This is a genomic window from Mesorhizobium sp., assembly GCF_965229135.1.
GTDB lineage: Bacteria > Pseudomonadota > Alphaproteobacteria > Rhizobiales > Rhizobiaceae > Mesorhizobium.
In genome coordinates this window covers 2,523,535-2,539,135 of record NZ_OZ245860.1, presented here as the reverse complement: position 1 = coordinate 2,539,135, position 15,601 = coordinate 2,523,535, and the positions used below count along the sequence as shown (strand labels likewise).

13 protein-coding genes and 1 pseudogene are annotated in these 15,601 nt (G+C 58.2%); 9 read left to right on the top strand and 5 right to left on the bottom strand.

Annotated features, from left to right (window positions below):
- The first annotated feature begins 114 nt into the window (after nucleotides 1-114).
- Together ACO07C_RS12185 and ACO07C_RS12180 are read left to right on the top strand one after the other, a co-directional pair.
- Nucleotides 115-1,476, top strand: coding sequence for an epoxide hydrolase family protein (locus tag ACO07C_RS12185; RefSeq protein WP_421914411.1), 1,362 nt, complete (start codon nucleotides 115-117; stop codon nucleotides 1,474-1,476).
- A 59-nt stretch (nucleotides 1,477-1,535) separates the two neighbouring features.
- Entirely contained in the window at nucleotides 1,536-1,952 is a 417-nt protein-coding gene (locus ACO07C_RS12180) for an organic hydroperoxide resistance protein (RefSeq protein WP_421914410.1), read from the top strand.
- Between the two features lie 972 nt (nucleotides 1,953-2,924).
- On the opposite strand, the gene ACO07C_RS12175 is transcribed toward ACO07C_RS12180, so the two are convergent.
- Nucleotides 2,925-3,197 carry a hypothetical protein gene (locus ACO07C_RS12175; protein ID WP_421914409.1) on the bottom strand — a complete coding sequence of 91 codons (273 nt, stop codon included), beginning with the start codon at nucleotides 3,195-3,197 and terminating at the stop codon, nucleotides 2,925-2,927.
- A gap of 441 nt (nucleotides 3,198-3,638) precedes the next feature.
- Here ACO07C_RS12175 and ACO07C_RS12170 point away from each other — a divergent pair, with 441 nt between their 5' ends.
- The 7 genes from ACO07C_RS12170 to ACO07C_RS12140 all read left to right on the top strand — a co-directional run bounded on the left by ACO07C_RS12170 (nucleotide 3,639) and on the right by ACO07C_RS12140 (nucleotide 11,378).
- Complete coding sequence (locus tag ACO07C_RS12170; protein ID WP_421914408.1) at nucleotides 3,639-6,164, top strand: GAF domain-containing protein; 2,526 nt, start codon at nucleotides 3,639-3,641, stop codon at nucleotides 6,162-6,164.
- Between the two features lie 79 nt (nucleotides 6,165-6,243).
- Complete coding sequence (locus tag ACO07C_RS12165) at nucleotides 6,244-6,630, top strand: response regulator (protein WP_421914407.1); 387 nt, start codon at nucleotides 6,244-6,246, stop codon at nucleotides 6,628-6,630.
- A 45-nt stretch (nucleotides 6,631-6,675) separates the two neighbouring features.
- On the top strand, nucleotides 6,676-7,314 hold the full coding sequence (locus tag ACO07C_RS12160; protein WP_421914406.1) for a response regulator transcription factor: 639 nt from the start codon (nucleotides 6,676-6,678) through the stop codon (nucleotides 7,312-7,314).
- 281 nt (nucleotides 7,315-7,595) lie between these two features.
- A complete protein-coding gene (locus ACO07C_RS12155) occupies nucleotides 7,596-7,778 on the top strand; it encodes a hypothetical protein (RefSeq protein ID WP_421914405.1) in 183 nt (60 codons plus the stop codon).
- A gap of 341 nt (nucleotides 7,779-8,119) precedes the next feature.
- Nucleotides 8,120-8,437, top strand: a complete 318-nt coding sequence (locus ACO07C_RS12150) for a twin-arginine translocation signal domain-containing protein (protein ID WP_421914404.1) — start codon at nucleotides 8,120-8,122, stop codon at nucleotides 8,435-8,437.
- The gene (locus ACO07C_RS12145; protein ID WP_421917510.1) at nucleotides 8,344-9,510 is read left to right on the top strand and encodes an epoxide hydrolase family protein; all 1,167 of its coding nucleotides are present in this window, start codon (nucleotides 8,344-8,346) and stop codon (nucleotides 9,508-9,510) included. Before ACO07C_RS12150 ends, ACO07C_RS12145 begins: the two co-directional genes overlap by 94 nt.
- A 137-nt stretch (nucleotides 9,511-9,647) precedes the next feature.
- The gene (locus ACO07C_RS12140; protein WP_421914403.1) at nucleotides 9,648-11,378 is read left to right on the top strand and encodes a cytochrome c biogenesis protein CcdA; all 1,731 of its coding nucleotides are present in this window, start codon (nucleotides 9,648-9,650) and stop codon (nucleotides 11,376-11,378) included.
- Between the two features lie 42 nt (nucleotides 11,379-11,420).
- On the opposite strand, the pseudogene ACO07C_RS12135 reads toward ACO07C_RS12140, so the two are convergent.
- From ACO07C_RS12135 to ACO07C_RS12120, 4 genes and pseudogenes are all read right to left on the bottom strand, one after another.
- A pseudogene (locus ACO07C_RS12135) lies at nucleotides 11,421-11,963 on the bottom strand (phosphoketolase); the annotation flags it as partial.
- A 351-nt stretch (nucleotides 11,964-12,314) separates the two neighbouring features.
- Nucleotides 12,315-13,055, bottom strand: coding sequence for an ABC transporter ATP-binding protein (locus tag ACO07C_RS12130; protein WP_421914402.1), 741 nt, complete (start codon nucleotides 13,053-13,055; stop codon nucleotides 12,315-12,317).
- Nucleotides 13,048-14,274, bottom strand: coding sequence for an ABC transporter permease (locus tag ACO07C_RS12125; protein WP_421914401.1), 1,227 nt, complete (start codon nucleotides 14,272-14,274; stop codon nucleotides 13,048-13,050). The genes ACO07C_RS12130 and ACO07C_RS12125 overlap by 8 nt, the downstream gene beginning before the upstream one ends.
- Complete coding sequence (locus ACO07C_RS12120; RefSeq protein WP_421914400.1) at nucleotides 14,274-15,575, bottom strand: efflux RND transporter periplasmic adaptor subunit; 1,302 nt, start codon at nucleotides 15,573-15,575, stop codon at nucleotides 14,274-14,276. Before ACO07C_RS12120 ends, ACO07C_RS12125 begins: the two co-directional genes overlap by 1 nt.
- Between the last annotated feature and the right edge of the window lie 26 nt (nucleotides 15,576-15,601).

Sequence of the window (15,601 nt, the reverse complement as noted above, 5' to 3'; positions counted from 1 at the left end):
CCTCAAGGACTCATGGCTTCTAACAACGCCTAACGGGCTTTTCTCCCTGACCTCTGTTCCTATCGGCGCAGCCAATCCAGTGGCGCTTCGCCAACGATCCAGAGGACCCTGCCTGTGACCAATCTGTCGTTCTTTCCTGCAAGGCGCAAATTGATCGCCACGTCCTACACCGCACGGGCTGTTTCGGGCCAACTTGGAAATGGCGCCCAGCTTGTCAATCCGGTTGTCGATGCTCAGGTGGCGTCTGACCGCGAACAATCGGCGCCCGTCGGCGCATCGAGCGACGACGCAGCAATCCGTCCCTTCCGTTTCGCGGTTCCGGAGGCGGCACTTGCGGATCTTCGTAATCGTATTGCCGCGATACGTTGGCCTGACCGTGGCCTCAAATCTGAACACTGCCAGGGCACGAAGGCCGATAGGATCAGGGAATTGGTGCGCTATTGGGGCACCCATTATGACTGGCGAAGGGCGGAGGCGAAGCTGAACGCCCTGCCTGTGTTTGTAACGCGCATAGATGGTCTTGATATACAGTTCGTTCACGTCCGGTCACGCCATCCGGGTGCAATGCCTCTGGTCATCACCGACGGGCGGCCCGGTTCCATTTTCGAGCTTTTGGAGGCCGTCGGCCCGCTGACCGATCCCACTTCCTACGGAGGACGTGCGGAAGAGGCGTTTGACCTCGTCTTGCCCTCGATGCCGGGCCACGGCTTCTCCAGCAAGCCACACGACCCGTGCTGGAGTTCCGACCGTATCGCACGCTCCTGGGACATTCTTATGAAGCGCCTGGGGTACAAGAATTACGTGGCGCGGGGCCGCGATTGGGGATCAGTCGTGACCATCGCGATGGCGCATCAGGCACCTCCGGGGCTCCTGGGTATCCACGTAGCCATGCCGGCCGAGGCCACCAGATCGCCCAACCAAGCTGAGCGTGCCCCAAGGCGATTGTCTGGTATCGACAGGGATATGCTCGATGCCCTTGGCAATCTCGACAAGAGGCGCGGCCCTGCAGCGACGATGCTCACGCGGCGGCAAACCGCGGGACATGCCTTGGCGGATTCACCAACCGGCAAGGTCGTCTGGATCTATGACAGATTGGCGGCATGGACCGACGCCGGACGCGAGCCGGAGCGCCGGCCGTCCAGGGAGGACATGCTCGACAGCATCACCCTCTGCTGGCTCGCCAACTCCGGTACATTTTCGGCACAGCTCTACCGGGAAAACAACGACAACAACTTTCACGCTCTCGATCAGAGGGCCGAGGGAATCTCTATTCCCGTCGCCGTAACTGTCTTTCCAGGCGAAATCCAAAGGCCACCGCCTAACTGGACCCGGGAGGCCTATCGAAACCTGATCTGCTTTTACGAAACGGGCCAGGACCGCCAAGTCGTCGACTGGGAACGTCCGGGACCGCTGGCGGCTGAAATCCGCGCGGCGTTCAGTCCTTTGTTCCTGGAAAATGACGCGCGGGGCGACTGACCGTCGCGTATCCGGACGCAACACCAAAGCCGAACCAAACCGAGAGAGAGAATACACCCATGACTCATATCGAAAAAGTCCTCTACACCGCCAGGACCCATACCACCGGAGGCCGGGACGGTACGTCCCGCAGCGACGACGGGCGGCTGGACGTCAAGCTTTCATCGCCCGGAACGTCCGGCCTCGGCACCAATCCCGAGCAACTGTTCGCAGCAGGTTGGTCGGCGTGTTTCCAAGGCGCCATTGGTCTTGCCGCAAGGAAGATGAAGGTCATTCTTCCTGCTGACCTGGCCATCGACGCCGAGGTCGATCTTGGCATCACAGGGGAAGCCTATTTCCTTCAAGCGCGCCTCAATGTGAGCTTGCCTGGACTGGAACGTGACATCGCCCAGGCGCTGGTCGATGCCGCCCATCAGACCTGTCCCTATTCGAAGGCCACCCGAGGCAAAATCCACGTCACGATCACGCTGGTATAAGACCGATTTCCCATCTGCATAGGCCTATCGTTCAATAGCCTGAACTGCCTCAATGGGGCTGGCCCCCATCCTCCCGCGCGTCGGATCGCGGTCGCCAACTTGCCAAGTCACAGTGGGCGGCCCGATCCTGACGCGTAACCCGGGTTTGTTTGAAGTAGCCTCCGCAGGCCGTGCAATCTCGTGCAAAGCTCAAGCCTCTCCCTAATCCAAGTTTTGGCGGCGTCGCCTCAACATCCGTTGCAACTGTTAGCGTCGAGCTGACAGGTAAAACTGACACTCTGCGGTGCAGAACCAGGCGATCAACGTGCAACGCTCGCGATGATGGAGATAGGTTTCGCGCAGGATATAGCGCGGCCGGTTTTTGATATTGATCAGGACAGTACATCGAATGCTGCGCATGCGCCCAAAGTGTTCGGGCAAGCAGCAGGTCGCGAGGGGCCAGCCCACGGACAAAACGTGGCTGCCGCACTCGGGATCCCTCGCTCAGCTATCGTGCGAGATGAGCGCAACTTCAATTTGAATAGGACGGCGCTGCTAGTGGCGCGAGATTTTTGTGATGTATGCTGGCCAGCTTCGCTGGCGGGCAAGATAAATTATGTTCGGCGATCCTATCGCAGTGGCGCCACTGATGCTGCACAGTAAATATCGGGATGATGCACTGGCGGCGCCCGGGCAATCTCTATCCGCGTCCGCGTGTATAGGCTGTTAAATAATTAATGTCGTTTATAACGAGAATCGTATCGCGCGAAAGCGAGTACGAGGCACATGAATGATGATAATAAATTGTCCAGCGTCGCGCTGTATTGAGCATACTGGTTGTTGCGCCCAGCTTGCAGAATTTCAAACTGGTGCTTCTCAATTGCGCGCTGTCTGGGTTGATTTCCGGCGTGGATGATGGCGGGCGTAAATGCCCGCCATCATCCTGCGCTAGTCGCCTCTGGGGCTCGGCACCGATTAGGGGAGAGGTGCCGTCTAGCGCATTCCTGTGAGCGCATTCACGTCCGCACAGAACTCGGCATAGCGTTTGCGTTGTCCAGCGTCCTGGCACTCCCTCATTACGGTCCGACGCTTGGATTCCGGCATGGCCATAAAGGCTTTCTTGAATTCAGGCATGGGCTTCAGTTTCTTCATGCTACTGTCGGTGTAAAAATTCTGAAGGTGGTCGACAGCGTCAAGCGCACCTGCAAGTGCTGCGTTGCACGAAAGGGCGAGTGTGGCACAAAGGCAGATTGTTCTGATATTCATGGTGTTCCTTTCCTTCTGTTGATTGTCGCCAGCAGGCGACAGTTTTTTCAGTCTGGTTTTGGCTGGTGTTTAATATATATCCGCATTGCCAGGGCGAATAATTTGGATTGATCGCTGACTATAAATGATTAGATAGATAAAAATGAACCTCAGTAAGATACTTTGATTTATATATATGCAGTAAAAGCAATTAACATCGATAAATTCATATACTACAGATTTTTTATCAGATGTTATTGTACTAACGTGTCGGCGATACCTAAGTATCATCCGAATAGGATCGGACGCCTATCAAGGCATGGATAGCGCGCTGCGAAATTCGGTTTTCGTGCGCGGCGGGATAGGCGGTACGTCGGAACGGGATGAACATGGATGAGCTGAATCCGCACCCATGCGCCCTCGTTTTTCCTTAAGAAGATAGGAAACCGACACCAAAGCATCATGGACTCATCATCCGAACCGGCTCAATCTTGGCGCATGGATCACGATTGCCCTGCAGCCTTCGAAGCGACGCCAGGTCTAGTCTGGACGATGTTTTCCGACGGAGACATTGGCGTGCTGAATCGGCCGTTGAGAGAGTATGCTGGTTTTACCTCCGAAGAGGCCGAACAACTGGGTTTGCGGGCGGCTATTCACCCTGATGATGTTGAGGCCGCCATCGTTCGCTTGCGGGCGATTGTTGCTTCGGGCGAGTGCGGTGAATTGGAGGTGCGCCTCAAGCGTTTCGACGGGACCTACAAACCATTCTGCTTTCTGGCGGTCCCGGTGGCTGGCGCGGATGGACGAATATCTGTCTGGTGCAGCGCTGGCTTGGCGGTGCGGGCCGAGGCGTTGGCTACCCATGAAAGACATCTGCTTGAGATGGTCGCCGCGGGACGCCCCTTGCCGCTCGTGCTCGAGAGGCTTTGCGGAATGTTGGACGAGGCCCTGGAAGGCTCCAAAAGTAGCGTTCTGGTTCTCGATCCGACAGGCGCGAGGGTGGAAAAGGTGATCGGCCCCGGGCTGCCCTCCGGCTATAACGCGGTATTGGAGGGCAAGGCCGTGAGTTGCGATGCCGGGCCTTGCGGCATGGCATCCTCGTTGAAGGTGCCGGTGCTTGTTTCGGACGTCGCAGTTGATGCGCGCTGGGATAGCAGTGGCTGGCCTGCGCTGGCGAGCATGCACGGGCTTGGTTCCTGCTGGTCTACACCAATAATCTCTTCGACTGGCGACGCGGTTGGAACCTTGGCAATTTATCAGGGGCCGGGCAGACTTCCCACTCCTCTACAGGACGAAGTCATTCATAGGCTCACCCATATTGCGAGTATCGCGATAGAACGAATGCAGGGTGACCGTGATCGCGAACGGGCCGAGATCTTGCTCGCGCGTGAAAAGCGGCTGCTGGAAATGATAGCACGGGGCAGTTCCCTGCCGCTGGTTCTCAATGCTCTGTGCGATTTGGTCGAAGAGGTGGCAACTCGTTGCCACTGCGGCATTCTTTTCTTCGGTGCCGACGGGAGCGAATGGCAGTACGCCGTAGGTCCCAATCTGCCGCAAGGCTACAACGAAGCCATGCAGGGAAGACCCGCGCATCGCGCCTCGGGGCCATGCGGACTGGCGGCATTCGAAAAGGCGCCGGTCATCGTGCCGAATATCGAGGCAGACAGCCGGTGGGAGGCGCACGGTTGGCGCGACATTGCGTTATCTCATGGCCTGCAGGCGTGCTGGTCTTCTCCAATTCTATCGCAGGATCAGCACGCGCTGGGCGCGCTTGCTGTCTACAGGTTTGAGTCCGGCAGTCCATCCACCTTCGAGTTGGAGCTTATTTCCCAGTTATCGCACATTGCAAGCATCGCGGTGGAGCGCACGCGCAGCGAAAATGCATTGAAACGAAGCGAGGCATTTCTGTCTGAGGCGCAGAGGCTCAGCTCCACCGGCAGCTTCTCATGGCACGTCGCGAGCAACGAGTTTACCTGGTCCGAACAGGCTCATCGTATTTTCAATTTTGACGACCGAATTCCCGTCACGGTCCAGCAGGTCAGCTCGCGTGTGCATCCAGATGACTTGCCCCGATTGCTTGAGGTGATTGATCAGGCGCGTTGTGGGCCGGGCGAATTTGAACATGAGTGCCGCCTGCGCATGCCCGACCAGTCCGTCAAGTATCTCCGTATCCTTGCAAGTGGCATCTGCGATGTCGAGCACGGGCAACTTGAGTATATCGGCGCGGTTCAAGACGTCACCGAGCGCAGACTGGCGGACGAGGCTCTTAGCAAGGTTCGTTCGGAGTTGAGCTATGTTGCTCGGGCGACCAGTCTGGGAGCGCTGACGGCCTCGATTGCCCACGAGGTCAATCAGCCGCTCGCGGGCATCGTGGCAAACGCGAGCACGTGCCTCAGAATGCTGGCAGTCAGTCCGCCAAACATCGAGGGCGCGCGTGAAACGGCGAAGCGCACAATTCGTGACGGAAACAGGGCGGCTGACGTAATCGTGAGATTGCGTTCTCTCTTCGCGAAGAAGAGCGGCCTCACCGAATTGGTCGACCTCAATGAGGCGACGAGAGAGGTGATTGCACTCCATTCAAGTGACTTGCAGCGGAGCAGGGTGATTGTCAGGACGGAGTTGGCCGACGACATTCCGCTGGTCAGGGGTGATCGTGTCCAGCTTCAGCAGGTCATCCTAAACCTTATGATCAATGCTACAGAATCTATTGTCCAGAGCGGCAGCGATCATGGTTCTATTTCCATAAAGACACAATCTGATGAAAATAATAATATAGTGATATCGGTTTCGGATACGGGTCCTGGTATTGATTCAAATTCTATTGATATGATATTTGAATCTTTTTACACAACAAAGAAGAACGGAATGGGTATAGGTCTGTCAGTTTGCAAGAACATTATTGAAATGCATGGTGGAAATATTTGGGCGGAGACCGAATTGGGTTCGGGGGCCAGTTTCTATTTTTCAGTTCCGATAAATACCCCATGAAAAATTGGATAATCATTTTTCGCAATTCCGGAGTATTTTCCGTTTTCATCTTCATCTCGAAATTCATGGGGATCTGACAATGAGTGGAGGTCCGGTTGTATCCGTCGTTGATGATGATGAATCGGTGCGCGAGTCATTGCCGGATCTGTTGAGGGAATTCGGCTTCTCGGTGCAGGCTTTTTCGTCCGCGGAGGATTTTCTTAATTCCGGTTGGGTTTGTCTGACCGAGTGCCTGGTTCTCGACGTTGTCATGCCGGGAATGACTGGCCCGGGCCTTCAACAGGAATTGAGGCGTAGGCGCCAAACGATTCCGATCATCTTCATGACAGCCCACGAAAATGACAATATCCGGTCGCGGGCTCTTGAATGTGGTGCCGTTGCCTGCCTTTCGAAGCCGTTCAGTCCTACCGAACTGTTCGATGCGTTGACCGTCGCGCTTCGAACGAAAGAGCCAGGGGGATCCTAGAATATGGAGTCGATGTCAACGCACAGGAGCCGTGGAGACAACAGGATGTCGCAGGACCTTCCAATTGTATTTGTCGTCGATGATGACCCCTCGGTGCGCGAGTCATTAAAGGCTCTGTTGGAGGTTTCAGGCTGGCATGCCGAGACATTCGCGTCAGCGCAAGAGTTTCTGGCGCATCCGAGGGTATTCGTGCCCCGATGCCTGGTGCTCGATGTAAGTCTGCCGGATATCAATGGCCTGGAACTGCAAAGGCAGATTGGCGCCGATCGGATCGGAATGCCTATCATATTCATCACAGGGTACGGAGACGTTCCCATGACGGTGAAGGCGATGAAAGCAGGCGCGGCGGAGTTCCTGACGAAGCCCTTCGACGACGAGGTGCTGCTGGTTGCCGTTGGGCATGCGATCGAACAAAGCCGCGCCGCAATCTCGCTTGAGATGGAGTTGCGGACACTGCGAGATCATTATGCACTGCTCAGTCGGCGCGAGCGCGAGGTGATGGCGCTTGTAATATCGGGATTGATGAACAAGCAGATCGGATTCAAACTCGGCATATCCGAAATCACCGTAAAGGCGCACCGAGGAAGAGTGATGGAGAAGATGAACGCGCGTTCACTGCCGGATTTGGTGAACATGAACGCACGATTGAATCCCTCGGCTGGTGTCGTCACTCGTGAGGCCTAGGTAAGGAAAGAAATCGATCGGATAATTTCTCTCAAATAGCTCCGCTCCGTCATCATGGGGACGAGGAAGCGCTGTCTTTCTACATCGGGAAGTTTCGCCATGGGAAATAGCTCCCGCAAGACAAAATTCGATAATCTCCAACAGGATAAATCATGACGAACAGGATAGTTCTTGCCGCTACACTTATGGTGGCCTCTACGTCGATGACATACGCGTCCAGCGACGGCGCATGGAACGCGCTCTTTGCCAAAGCGAACGGAATCTGCATAGGCCAATCCCGCATGGACACTCCCGAGGTAAGCGCACCTGTCGTGTTCGACGATAGCGTAGCCAAGGTCGCTATCCTCTTGAGGGGCTCCTTTGGCAAGGGCAAGTCGAAAGCTCAGAACGTCAACCTGATCTGCCTGTACGACAAGAAGACGGGCAAGGCGTCGATCGAGGAATACCGCTGGTTAGGCAAGTAAGCGTTGGCTTCGGCCCGGCTCTTCAAATCGTGGCCATTGCCCGTTGTTCTGCGGGGTGCCTTGAAGGCTTGAGCGATTGGTGAAGAGCACCGCTCGCGCCAGTGCAACGACGCTCCCATTAAGATCGCTGGAATATACCCGGCCCATCGCTGGGCCTGGGGCGCTTTACAGCGGTCCCGAGCCTGCCGTCATCTTTTCGAAATCCGATCCTAAAGTATCGCCGATACCTTCGTTCAATAGCTTGTCTATCGTCTTTGCGGTGTTGTTGAGCTCGTGACAGCCGCGCGACGCATCGTTTGTCGCCAGAAACGATACTCAATCAAATTGAAGGAAGTTGGATCATGAAAAATCCGGAAGGTAAGAGTATTATTGTCAACGACCATGAAGAAATTCTATTTCATGATGGAAATGATATCGAAGAATCTGTCGCAACATCTCGAGCGTTGCCAGGTCATTCAAGAAGAGGTTTCCTCTCGCTTTCAGCCGCCTCGGCGGTCGCGCTTGTGGCGGGAACTGGTTGGATCTGTTCCCCGCGCGGATGGCGTTTGCATCGGGAGGCACCGAAATCCGACCTTTCACGGTCAACGTTCCGGAAGCGGCGCTCGATGATCTTCGCAATCGCATCAAAGCCACGCGTTGGCCTGCCAAAGAGACGGTAGCCGATCAATCGCAGGGCGTCCAACTGGCGAAGCTTCAGGAACTCGTCCGCTATTGGGGGACTGAGTACGACTGGCGCAAGGTCGAGGCTCGTCTGAACGCACTGCCTATGTTCGTAACCGAGATCGATGGTCTCGACATCCAGTTCATTCACGTTCGCTCGAAGTATCCGAACGCTTTGCCGCTGATCATCACGCACGGTTGGCCGGGTTCGATCCTGGAGCTTTTGAAGGTGATTGAGCCTCTTACCGATCCGACGGCTCATGGTGGTACCGCCGAAGATGCGTTCGATTTGGTCATCCCTTCAATGCCTGGTTACGGATTCTCCCAGCAGCCGACTGAGACCGGCTGGAATGCCGACCGGATCGGTCTCGCCTGGGATATCCTCATGGGGCGTCTCGGATACAAGCATTATGTCGCTCAAGGCGGGGACTGGGGGTCAGTCGTCTGTGACAAGATGGCTCGTCAGGGGCATGCAGGATTGCTGGGCATCCACGTGAACATGCCGGCCACGGTGCCCGCCGACGCCGCACGGGCGATGAGCTCGGGAGATCCCGCGCCAGCAGGGCTCTCCGCGGAGGAGAAGGCCGCTTACGACCAGCTTAACGCGTTCTTTGCCAAGAACGGCGCCTATGGCGCGATGATGAGCACGCGTCCGCAGACGGTAGGCTATGGACTGTCGGATTCGCCGGCCGGCTTGGCGGCCTGGATGTTCGACAAGTTCAACCAATGGACCTATAGCGGCGGTGATGCCGAGCGTTCGCTCACAAAAGACGAGATGCTTGACGACATCACGCTCTATTGGCTCACCAACAGCGCAATTTCCTCGGCGCAGCTCTACTGGGAGAACAATGCCAACAATTTCAACGCAGTCGATATATCAATCCCTGCCGCGGTTACCATCTTTCCTGGCGAAATCTACCGCGCGCCCCGTAGCTGGACCGAACAAAGCTATCACAATCTGATCTACTTTAACGTGGTCGACAAGGGTGGTCACTTTGCATCCTGGGAGGAGCCGCAGCTCTTTTCGGTAGAGATTCGGAAGGCTTTCAAATCGCTTCGCAAGCTTACGTGAGAAGTTTGGCGCGCACGCTGTGCGCGCCAAACTTCATACGTTCCCTTCGACGTCTCCACCAACTGGCTTTCGCGCATTGCCAGCATTGGTCAGTCGCCAGTTACTGATCTGGCTATCCACATTCAGTCGGTGCACTCATGACGGTTTTCGCACTTGCCTATCTGGCCGGCATGTTCACCATTGCCACGCCGTGCATTTTTCCAATCCTGCCGTTCGTGCTGGCTCGGGCCAATCGACCATTCAGTCAAGGCGGCTTGCCGATGCTTCTGGGCTTGGCCTTCGCGTTTGCTGCGGTCGCCAGCCTGGCATCGGTCGCCGGCGGATGGGCGGTGGAGATCAACAAGCATGGCCGTACGGCAGCGCTGGCGCTGATCATCTTGTTCGGTGTCGCCATGCTGATGCCGGCAGTCGCCGCAAGGATAACCATGCCTTTGGTCTCGATCGGATCCAGGCTGTCACGTTGGTCATTTCGACATGGCCCGGACAAGGATAGAACCACCGCTTCCTCATTGATACTTGGGGTCGCCACGGGATTTGTCTGGGCGCCATGCGCCGGCCCGATCTTGGGACTGATCCTGACAGGCGCGGCGCTTCGAGGGCCAAGCACCGAAACATCCCTTCTGCTCCTCACATATGGATTTGGCGCCGCCACCGGGCTTGGCATCGGGGTGCTTTGCGGAAAACGTCTTTTTGCCGCGTTACGCCAGTCGATACCGTGGGCGGAAGGCCTTCGACGCATTTCAGGTGCTGCCGTGATCGCAGGCGCCCTGGCGATCAGTCTGGGAGTGGATACCGGCCTTTTGACACGTTTGGCCTCCACAAGCACGACCACGTTCGAGCAGTGGATCATCACGACCCTGAGCGAAAAGCTACCGGTCGTCGATGAAGTGGCTCAAGTTCCCACCCTCTCACGGGCACAATCCTCGCTGCTTGGGGCAACCCATTGGCTCAACACTCAACCGCTAAGCGCCGAGGACATTCAGGGCAAGGTCGTTTTGGTCAACTTCTGGACCTATTCGTGCATCAATTGCCTGCGGGCGCTGCCGTACATTCGAGCTTGGGCGGCCAAATACAAGGCGCTTGGGCTCGTGGTCGTCGGCGTGCATACGCCTGAATTCGCCTTCGAAAAAAGCCTTGCCAATGTGGAGAGAGCAACTGGCGCGCTCGGCGTTCGCTATCCAGTGGCCATGGACAACGATTTTGCGATATGGAGGGCGTTCGGCAACAATTCATGGCCTGCACTCTACTTCGTCGGTGCGGACGGTACGGTGCGGCACACGGTTGTCGGCGAACGCGAATATGACAAATCCGAACGCCTGATCCAGAAATTGCTCTCGGAAGCCAATGGAGCAGAGCCAAGAGGCGTACTTAGTGCCGTAACAGGCGAAGGTGCTCAAGCGCCCTTCGACAAGGTAAATCTGCGCTCGTCGGAGACCTACATCGGCTATGGCCTGGGACATACGCTCTTTTCGCCAGGCGGCGTCATTGAAGACATACCCACCTTTTATTGGACGGCTGCCGGGCTGCCGCTTGACCGCTGGGGCCTGACAGGTCTCTGGACAATCGGACGCGAATTCGCCACGCTGAACGCAAGGCCGGGATCCATTTCCTACAGGTTTCACGCTCGCGATGTTCACCTTGTAATGGCTCCGCTCTCAATGGGCCAATCGATCCGGTTTCGCGTCACGATCGATGGAGCTTCCCCGGGGGCCGACCATGGTATTGATGTTGACGCCGATGGCTGGGGACAAGTGGAGGATGCGCGCCTCTATCAGCTCGTCAGGCAAAGCGGCTCTATCAAGGATCGCACGTTCCAAATCGAGTTTTTCGATGCGGGTGTCAGAGCCTATGTGTTCACGTTCGGGTAGTTGGGTTGGAAGCGCCTGGCGAGTCCTTTCAGGCTTTGGCGGCCAGCGCCATTCCCGGACCTCTGGCATGCCGTGCGCGCGAATGTAGCGCTCATGTTCGACGAGCTTGTCACGCATCGCTTGCTTGACTTAGACGGCACTCGCACCGAGCCTTGGCACGAGGTCGATGACGTCGCCCGCCAGTTGGAAACTGTCGAGCTGGTTGCGAACCACCATATCGAAGGTGGTTGTCGTTGACCCTTCCTCCTGGTAGCCGCGAACATGGATGTTGTGGTGGTTGGTGCGTTTGTAGACCAGCCGATGGATCAGCGTTGGATAGCCGTGATAGGCAAAGACGAACGGTTTGTCCCTGGTGAACAGGGCATTGAAGTCGTTGTCACTCAAGCCATGCGGATGAGCCGTGCTTGGCTGTAGCGTCATCAAATCCACTACATTGACCACCCGCACCTTCAGGTCGGGAATGTAGACGCGCAGCAGATTCACCGCCGCGAGGGTCTCAACGGTGGGCACATCGCCGGCGCAGGCCAGAACGACATCCGGCTCGCCGCCTTTATCGTTGATGGCCCAATCCCAGATGCCGACGCCCGACGCGTATTTCGAAGCCGGAAAAGCCAGGAATTCGGCGGCGGTCTGAGCGCGCCGGCGCCCGTCAGAAATGGTCTCCGGCCTTGAATGGGTCAACCTGAGTCCTTGGCGCTATCAGCTACGCTGTGTACCAGCCGACTGCAGAAGTTCAATCACGCCTTCACGCCTCGCAGGCACGCGCCGGCACCATGTCGCCGTGGCCAACCGTCGAGAAGGCAATACTCGAAATACGGGGGCGGTTTCGAAGTCGGAGGAACCCGAGCCATGCCATGGTAATGCTCATCCTCCGACATGCCCTCGCTCCCCTGCCGCGAGGCAAGCAAGCACCGGGGTATGCCGGCTCCCGAAAGCCTATCCCGTGGCGCTGGTTTGCGGCCTTGCCGCTGGCGCTTTCGAGGCTGGATTGGGGGAATCGCGGGTGATCCGGCCGTCTACGACCTCGATGATCCGGTCGCAACGGTCGGCGAGATCGTGGTTGTGCGTGACGATCAGGAAGGTCGTGCCGCGCTCCTTGTTGAAGCGCCGCATCAATTCGAAGACTCCATCGGCCGAGACGGTGTCGAGATTGCCTGTCGGTTCATCGGCCAGCACCAGCGACGGGTTCATCACCAGGGCGCGCGCGATCGCGACGCGTTGCTGCTGGCCGCCGGACATGTTCATGGCGCGATTGTCGCGCCACCGACCGAGTTCGACTGAATCGAGCAGTTCGTCGGCGCGTTTCTCCATCGCGGAGTCCGGCCGGCCTTTGTCCACCAGCATGGGCATCATGACGTTCTCGTGCGCCGTGAAGGCCGAGATCAGGTAGTGGTACTGGAAGACGAATCCGATTGTGTGGCCACGCAGGCTGGTCAATGACGCTTCCGAGAGGTGGGTCGTGTCCTCGCCCGCGATCGACAGGCGACCGGAGGTCGGGCGATCGAGCAACCCGATGATGTTGAGGAGCGTGCTCTTGCCTGAGCCTGATGGCCCCATGAGCGCCACGAACTCTCCCGAACGCATGGTGAGGTCGATGCCGTGAAGGACTTCGATTTCGACCGGGGTACCGACATTGTAGGCCTTGCGGATGGCTTCCAGGACGAGCAGATCAGCCACGGATCGCCTCCACGGGGTCAAGCCTAGCTGCCCGGAGCGCCGGCACGAGCCCGGCGACCACGCCGGTCAGCGTTGCAAGCGCCGCCGAGGAGACGAAGAGGCTGGGGTCGATGGTGAGCGGAAACAATTCCGTCCCGTTGGCCTGGCGCGCATAGGCGTGCCACACCACGAGCGCTGCGGCGCCGAGGACGGACCCCGCAAGCGAACCGAGGAAACCGAGAATGCCTCCCTGAATGAGGAACAACCTCAGGATCTGGCCGCGCGAACTGCCCATGGCGCGCAGAATGCCGATGTCCTTGGACCTTTGCAGTACGGATACGACCAGCACGGCCGCGATGCCGAACGCCACGGACAAGGCGACAAAGACGCGAATGAGGGTGCTCGACAGATTCTGGGCGTTGATGGCGGTGAAGAATTGAGCGTTGGTCTTGATCCAGCTATCGGCCTCGACGGGCAGACTCGACTGGATGTCCTGCGCGATGGTCTCCGCCGCGTAGACGTCGGTGACCGTGATGTCGATCGTCGTCGCGCCGCCGATCAGTCCGAGCAGGCTTTGGGCCGTCCGCAAGGCCACATAGGTATTACGCTCGTTCGCACCCTTGTTGCCGAGGTCGAATATCCCCCTGATGGTCAAGGTGCGGCTGGCGCCGGCGGCCGGGATGACGTTGAGCTTGTCGCCGATCGTGGCGCCAAGGTCATTGGCGAGATCAAGACCGACGAGGATGTCATCCGAGCCGATATCCGACACCCCCGCCACGATGTAATCCGGTATGCGTACGATCCGAAAATAGTCTTCGGGTTCCATCCCGAAGATGCCGATGCTGCGGCTGGCGTCGCCGCGTACGGCAAGCGCGGATCCCGACACGGTGGGTGCTGCCGTGACGACATCCGGCCGAGCCCTCATGCTGGCAAGGATAGTCTGCCACTGATCGACCGAGAGCACGCGCTGTGTCGGCTGCTGTACGACGGCTGCCTCGGCGACACCAAGATCCCACCTTAGTGGCCTGGCGACCTCCTTTGGCGGCACGATCTGGATTTGCGGTTGCGAGGTCAGCACGCGGTTGGTGAAATTGGCCTGGAGGCCGCTGAGCATGGCCGACATGAACACGATCACGCCAACCCCTATGGCGATGCCGCTCAGGATGAACCCGGTCTGCATCCGCCCCTCGGCAAGAAACCGAAGCGCGGCGATCCAGGCGAATGTCAGCCATCGCTTCATCACGTTATCGGCCTGATGCGTTGACCGGCCCTGACGCCCGCCGCGACGGGAACCACTTGCTCCGCCTGTGAAACGCCCGCCAGAACCTCGACCTGGTCGCCTGCCTGCAGACCGAGCCTCACGACCTGTTCGCGGGGCCTTCCGTCGCGCATGACGAGTACCCAAGGCGAAGCCGACGTGGCGTCATGTACGACACGCGCCGGAACGATCAAGGTCGATGTCCGCTTGTCGACCTGAATGTCGACGGAAACCGTCATGTCTTGCCGAAGGTAGTCCGGCGGGTTGGACACGGTCAGCTTGACCTCCACGGAGGCCCGCGTGATGTCGACTGACGGGTTGATGTACGAGACCTTGGCGCCGAAGCGTTGGCTGGGATAGGCATCTGCCGAGGCAAGGGCGTCCTGGCCGAGATGGATCAGCCCGAGATTCTTCTCATCGATCTCGAGCAGCAGCTGGATGTCACCGGCAGGCGCCAATACCAGCAGCGCATTTCCGGGCTGGACCACCGCGCCTTTCTCGACGCTGCGTGTGATGAGAACCCCGTCGCGCGGCGACGTGATGGTCGCATAGCCAAGGCGAGCCTGGGCTGTCGCGAGGGTGGCCTGTGCCTGATTGAGCTGCGTAAAAGCCATGACATAGTCACTTCCGCCCGACTGCGAGGTGTAGACCTCCAGTTGCGCTGTACGGACCTGGGTACGCGCGATGTCGAGGTCCCTGGTGGCGGCGTCCAGGGTCTGCTGGGTGCCAAAACCTGTCTTGGACAGCTGTGCGGCCCTTTGATATTCGGCCTGGGCATCGGCGAGCGTGGCCTGTGACTGCTTCAAGGCCTCCTGGGCGGTCGGCAAGGTGAGATCATGCAGCTGCCGCATCCGGGCATCGGCCTGCGCGACCGCGCCTTGCGCCTCGATGACGGCGGATTTCAGCTCGCTTGGTTCAAGGGCGACCAGTGGCTGGCTCTGCTTGACTGTCTGGCCCTCGTCGACCAGGACATCAGCGACCGTGCCCGTGATCTGGCTTCCGATATTGACGCGGTAGGGCGTTTCCACATTGCCGCTCGCCACCACCGTCTTCACGAGATCTCCCCGCACCACGGGATAGACGACGACTTCAGGGCCGACCAGCCAGCGCGCCGCTCCCAGGGCGAGCGCGACGACTAGCAGCAGGAGTCCGGCCAATGCCCACTTGTGCACCCAGGTGAAATGTCCTGCACTCGACAGAACCGACTTGGGCGCTGTCTCGGGATGAAAGTCGGTATCGGTCTGCAGCATGGCGGCCTCGAAGGGATGGCTCTCCACCCTCATGACATCGACGTCGGTGTGTGACCTTG

Bases quoted from the DNA above. Each gene is read 5' to 3' on its own strand.
- ACO07C_RS12120 (WP_421914400.1), bottom strand. From the start codon at position 15,575: ATGAGGGTGGAGAGCCATCCCTTCGAGGCCGCCATGCTGCAGACCGAT.
- ACO07C_RS12170 (WP_421914408.1), top strand. From the start codon at position 3,639: ATGGACTCATCATCCGAACCGGCTCAATCTTGGCGCATGGATCACGAT.
- ACO07C_RS12150 (WP_421914404.1), top strand. From the start codon at position 8,120: ATGAAAAATCCGGAAGGTAAGAGTATTATTGTCAACGACCATGAAGAA.
- ACO07C_RS12125 (WP_421914401.1), bottom strand. From the start codon at position 14,274: ATGAAGCGATGGCTGACATTCGCCTGGATCGCCGCGCTTCGGTTTCTT.
- ACO07C_RS12160 (WP_421914406.1), top strand. From the start codon at position 6,676: ATGTCGCAGGACCTTCCAATTGTATTTGTCGTCGATGATGACCCCTCG.
- ACO07C_RS12175 (WP_421914409.1), bottom strand. From the start codon at position 3,197: ATGAATATCAGAACAATCTGCCTTTGTGCCACACTCGCCCTTTCGTGC.
- ACO07C_RS12140 (WP_421914403.1), top strand. From the start codon at position 9,648: ATGACGGTTTTCGCACTTGCCTATCTGGCCGGCATGTTCACCATTGCC.
- ACO07C_RS12180 (WP_421914410.1), top strand. From the start codon at position 1,536: ATGACTCATATCGAAAAAGTCCTCTACACCGCCAGGACCCATACCACC.
- ACO07C_RS12165 (WP_421914407.1), top strand. From the start codon at position 6,244: ATGAGTGGAGGTCCGGTTGTATCCGTCGTTGATGATGATGAATCGGTG.
- ACO07C_RS12155 (WP_421914405.1), top strand. From the start codon at position 7,596: ATGGACACTCCCGAGGTAAGCGCACCTGTCGTGTTCGACGATAGCGTA.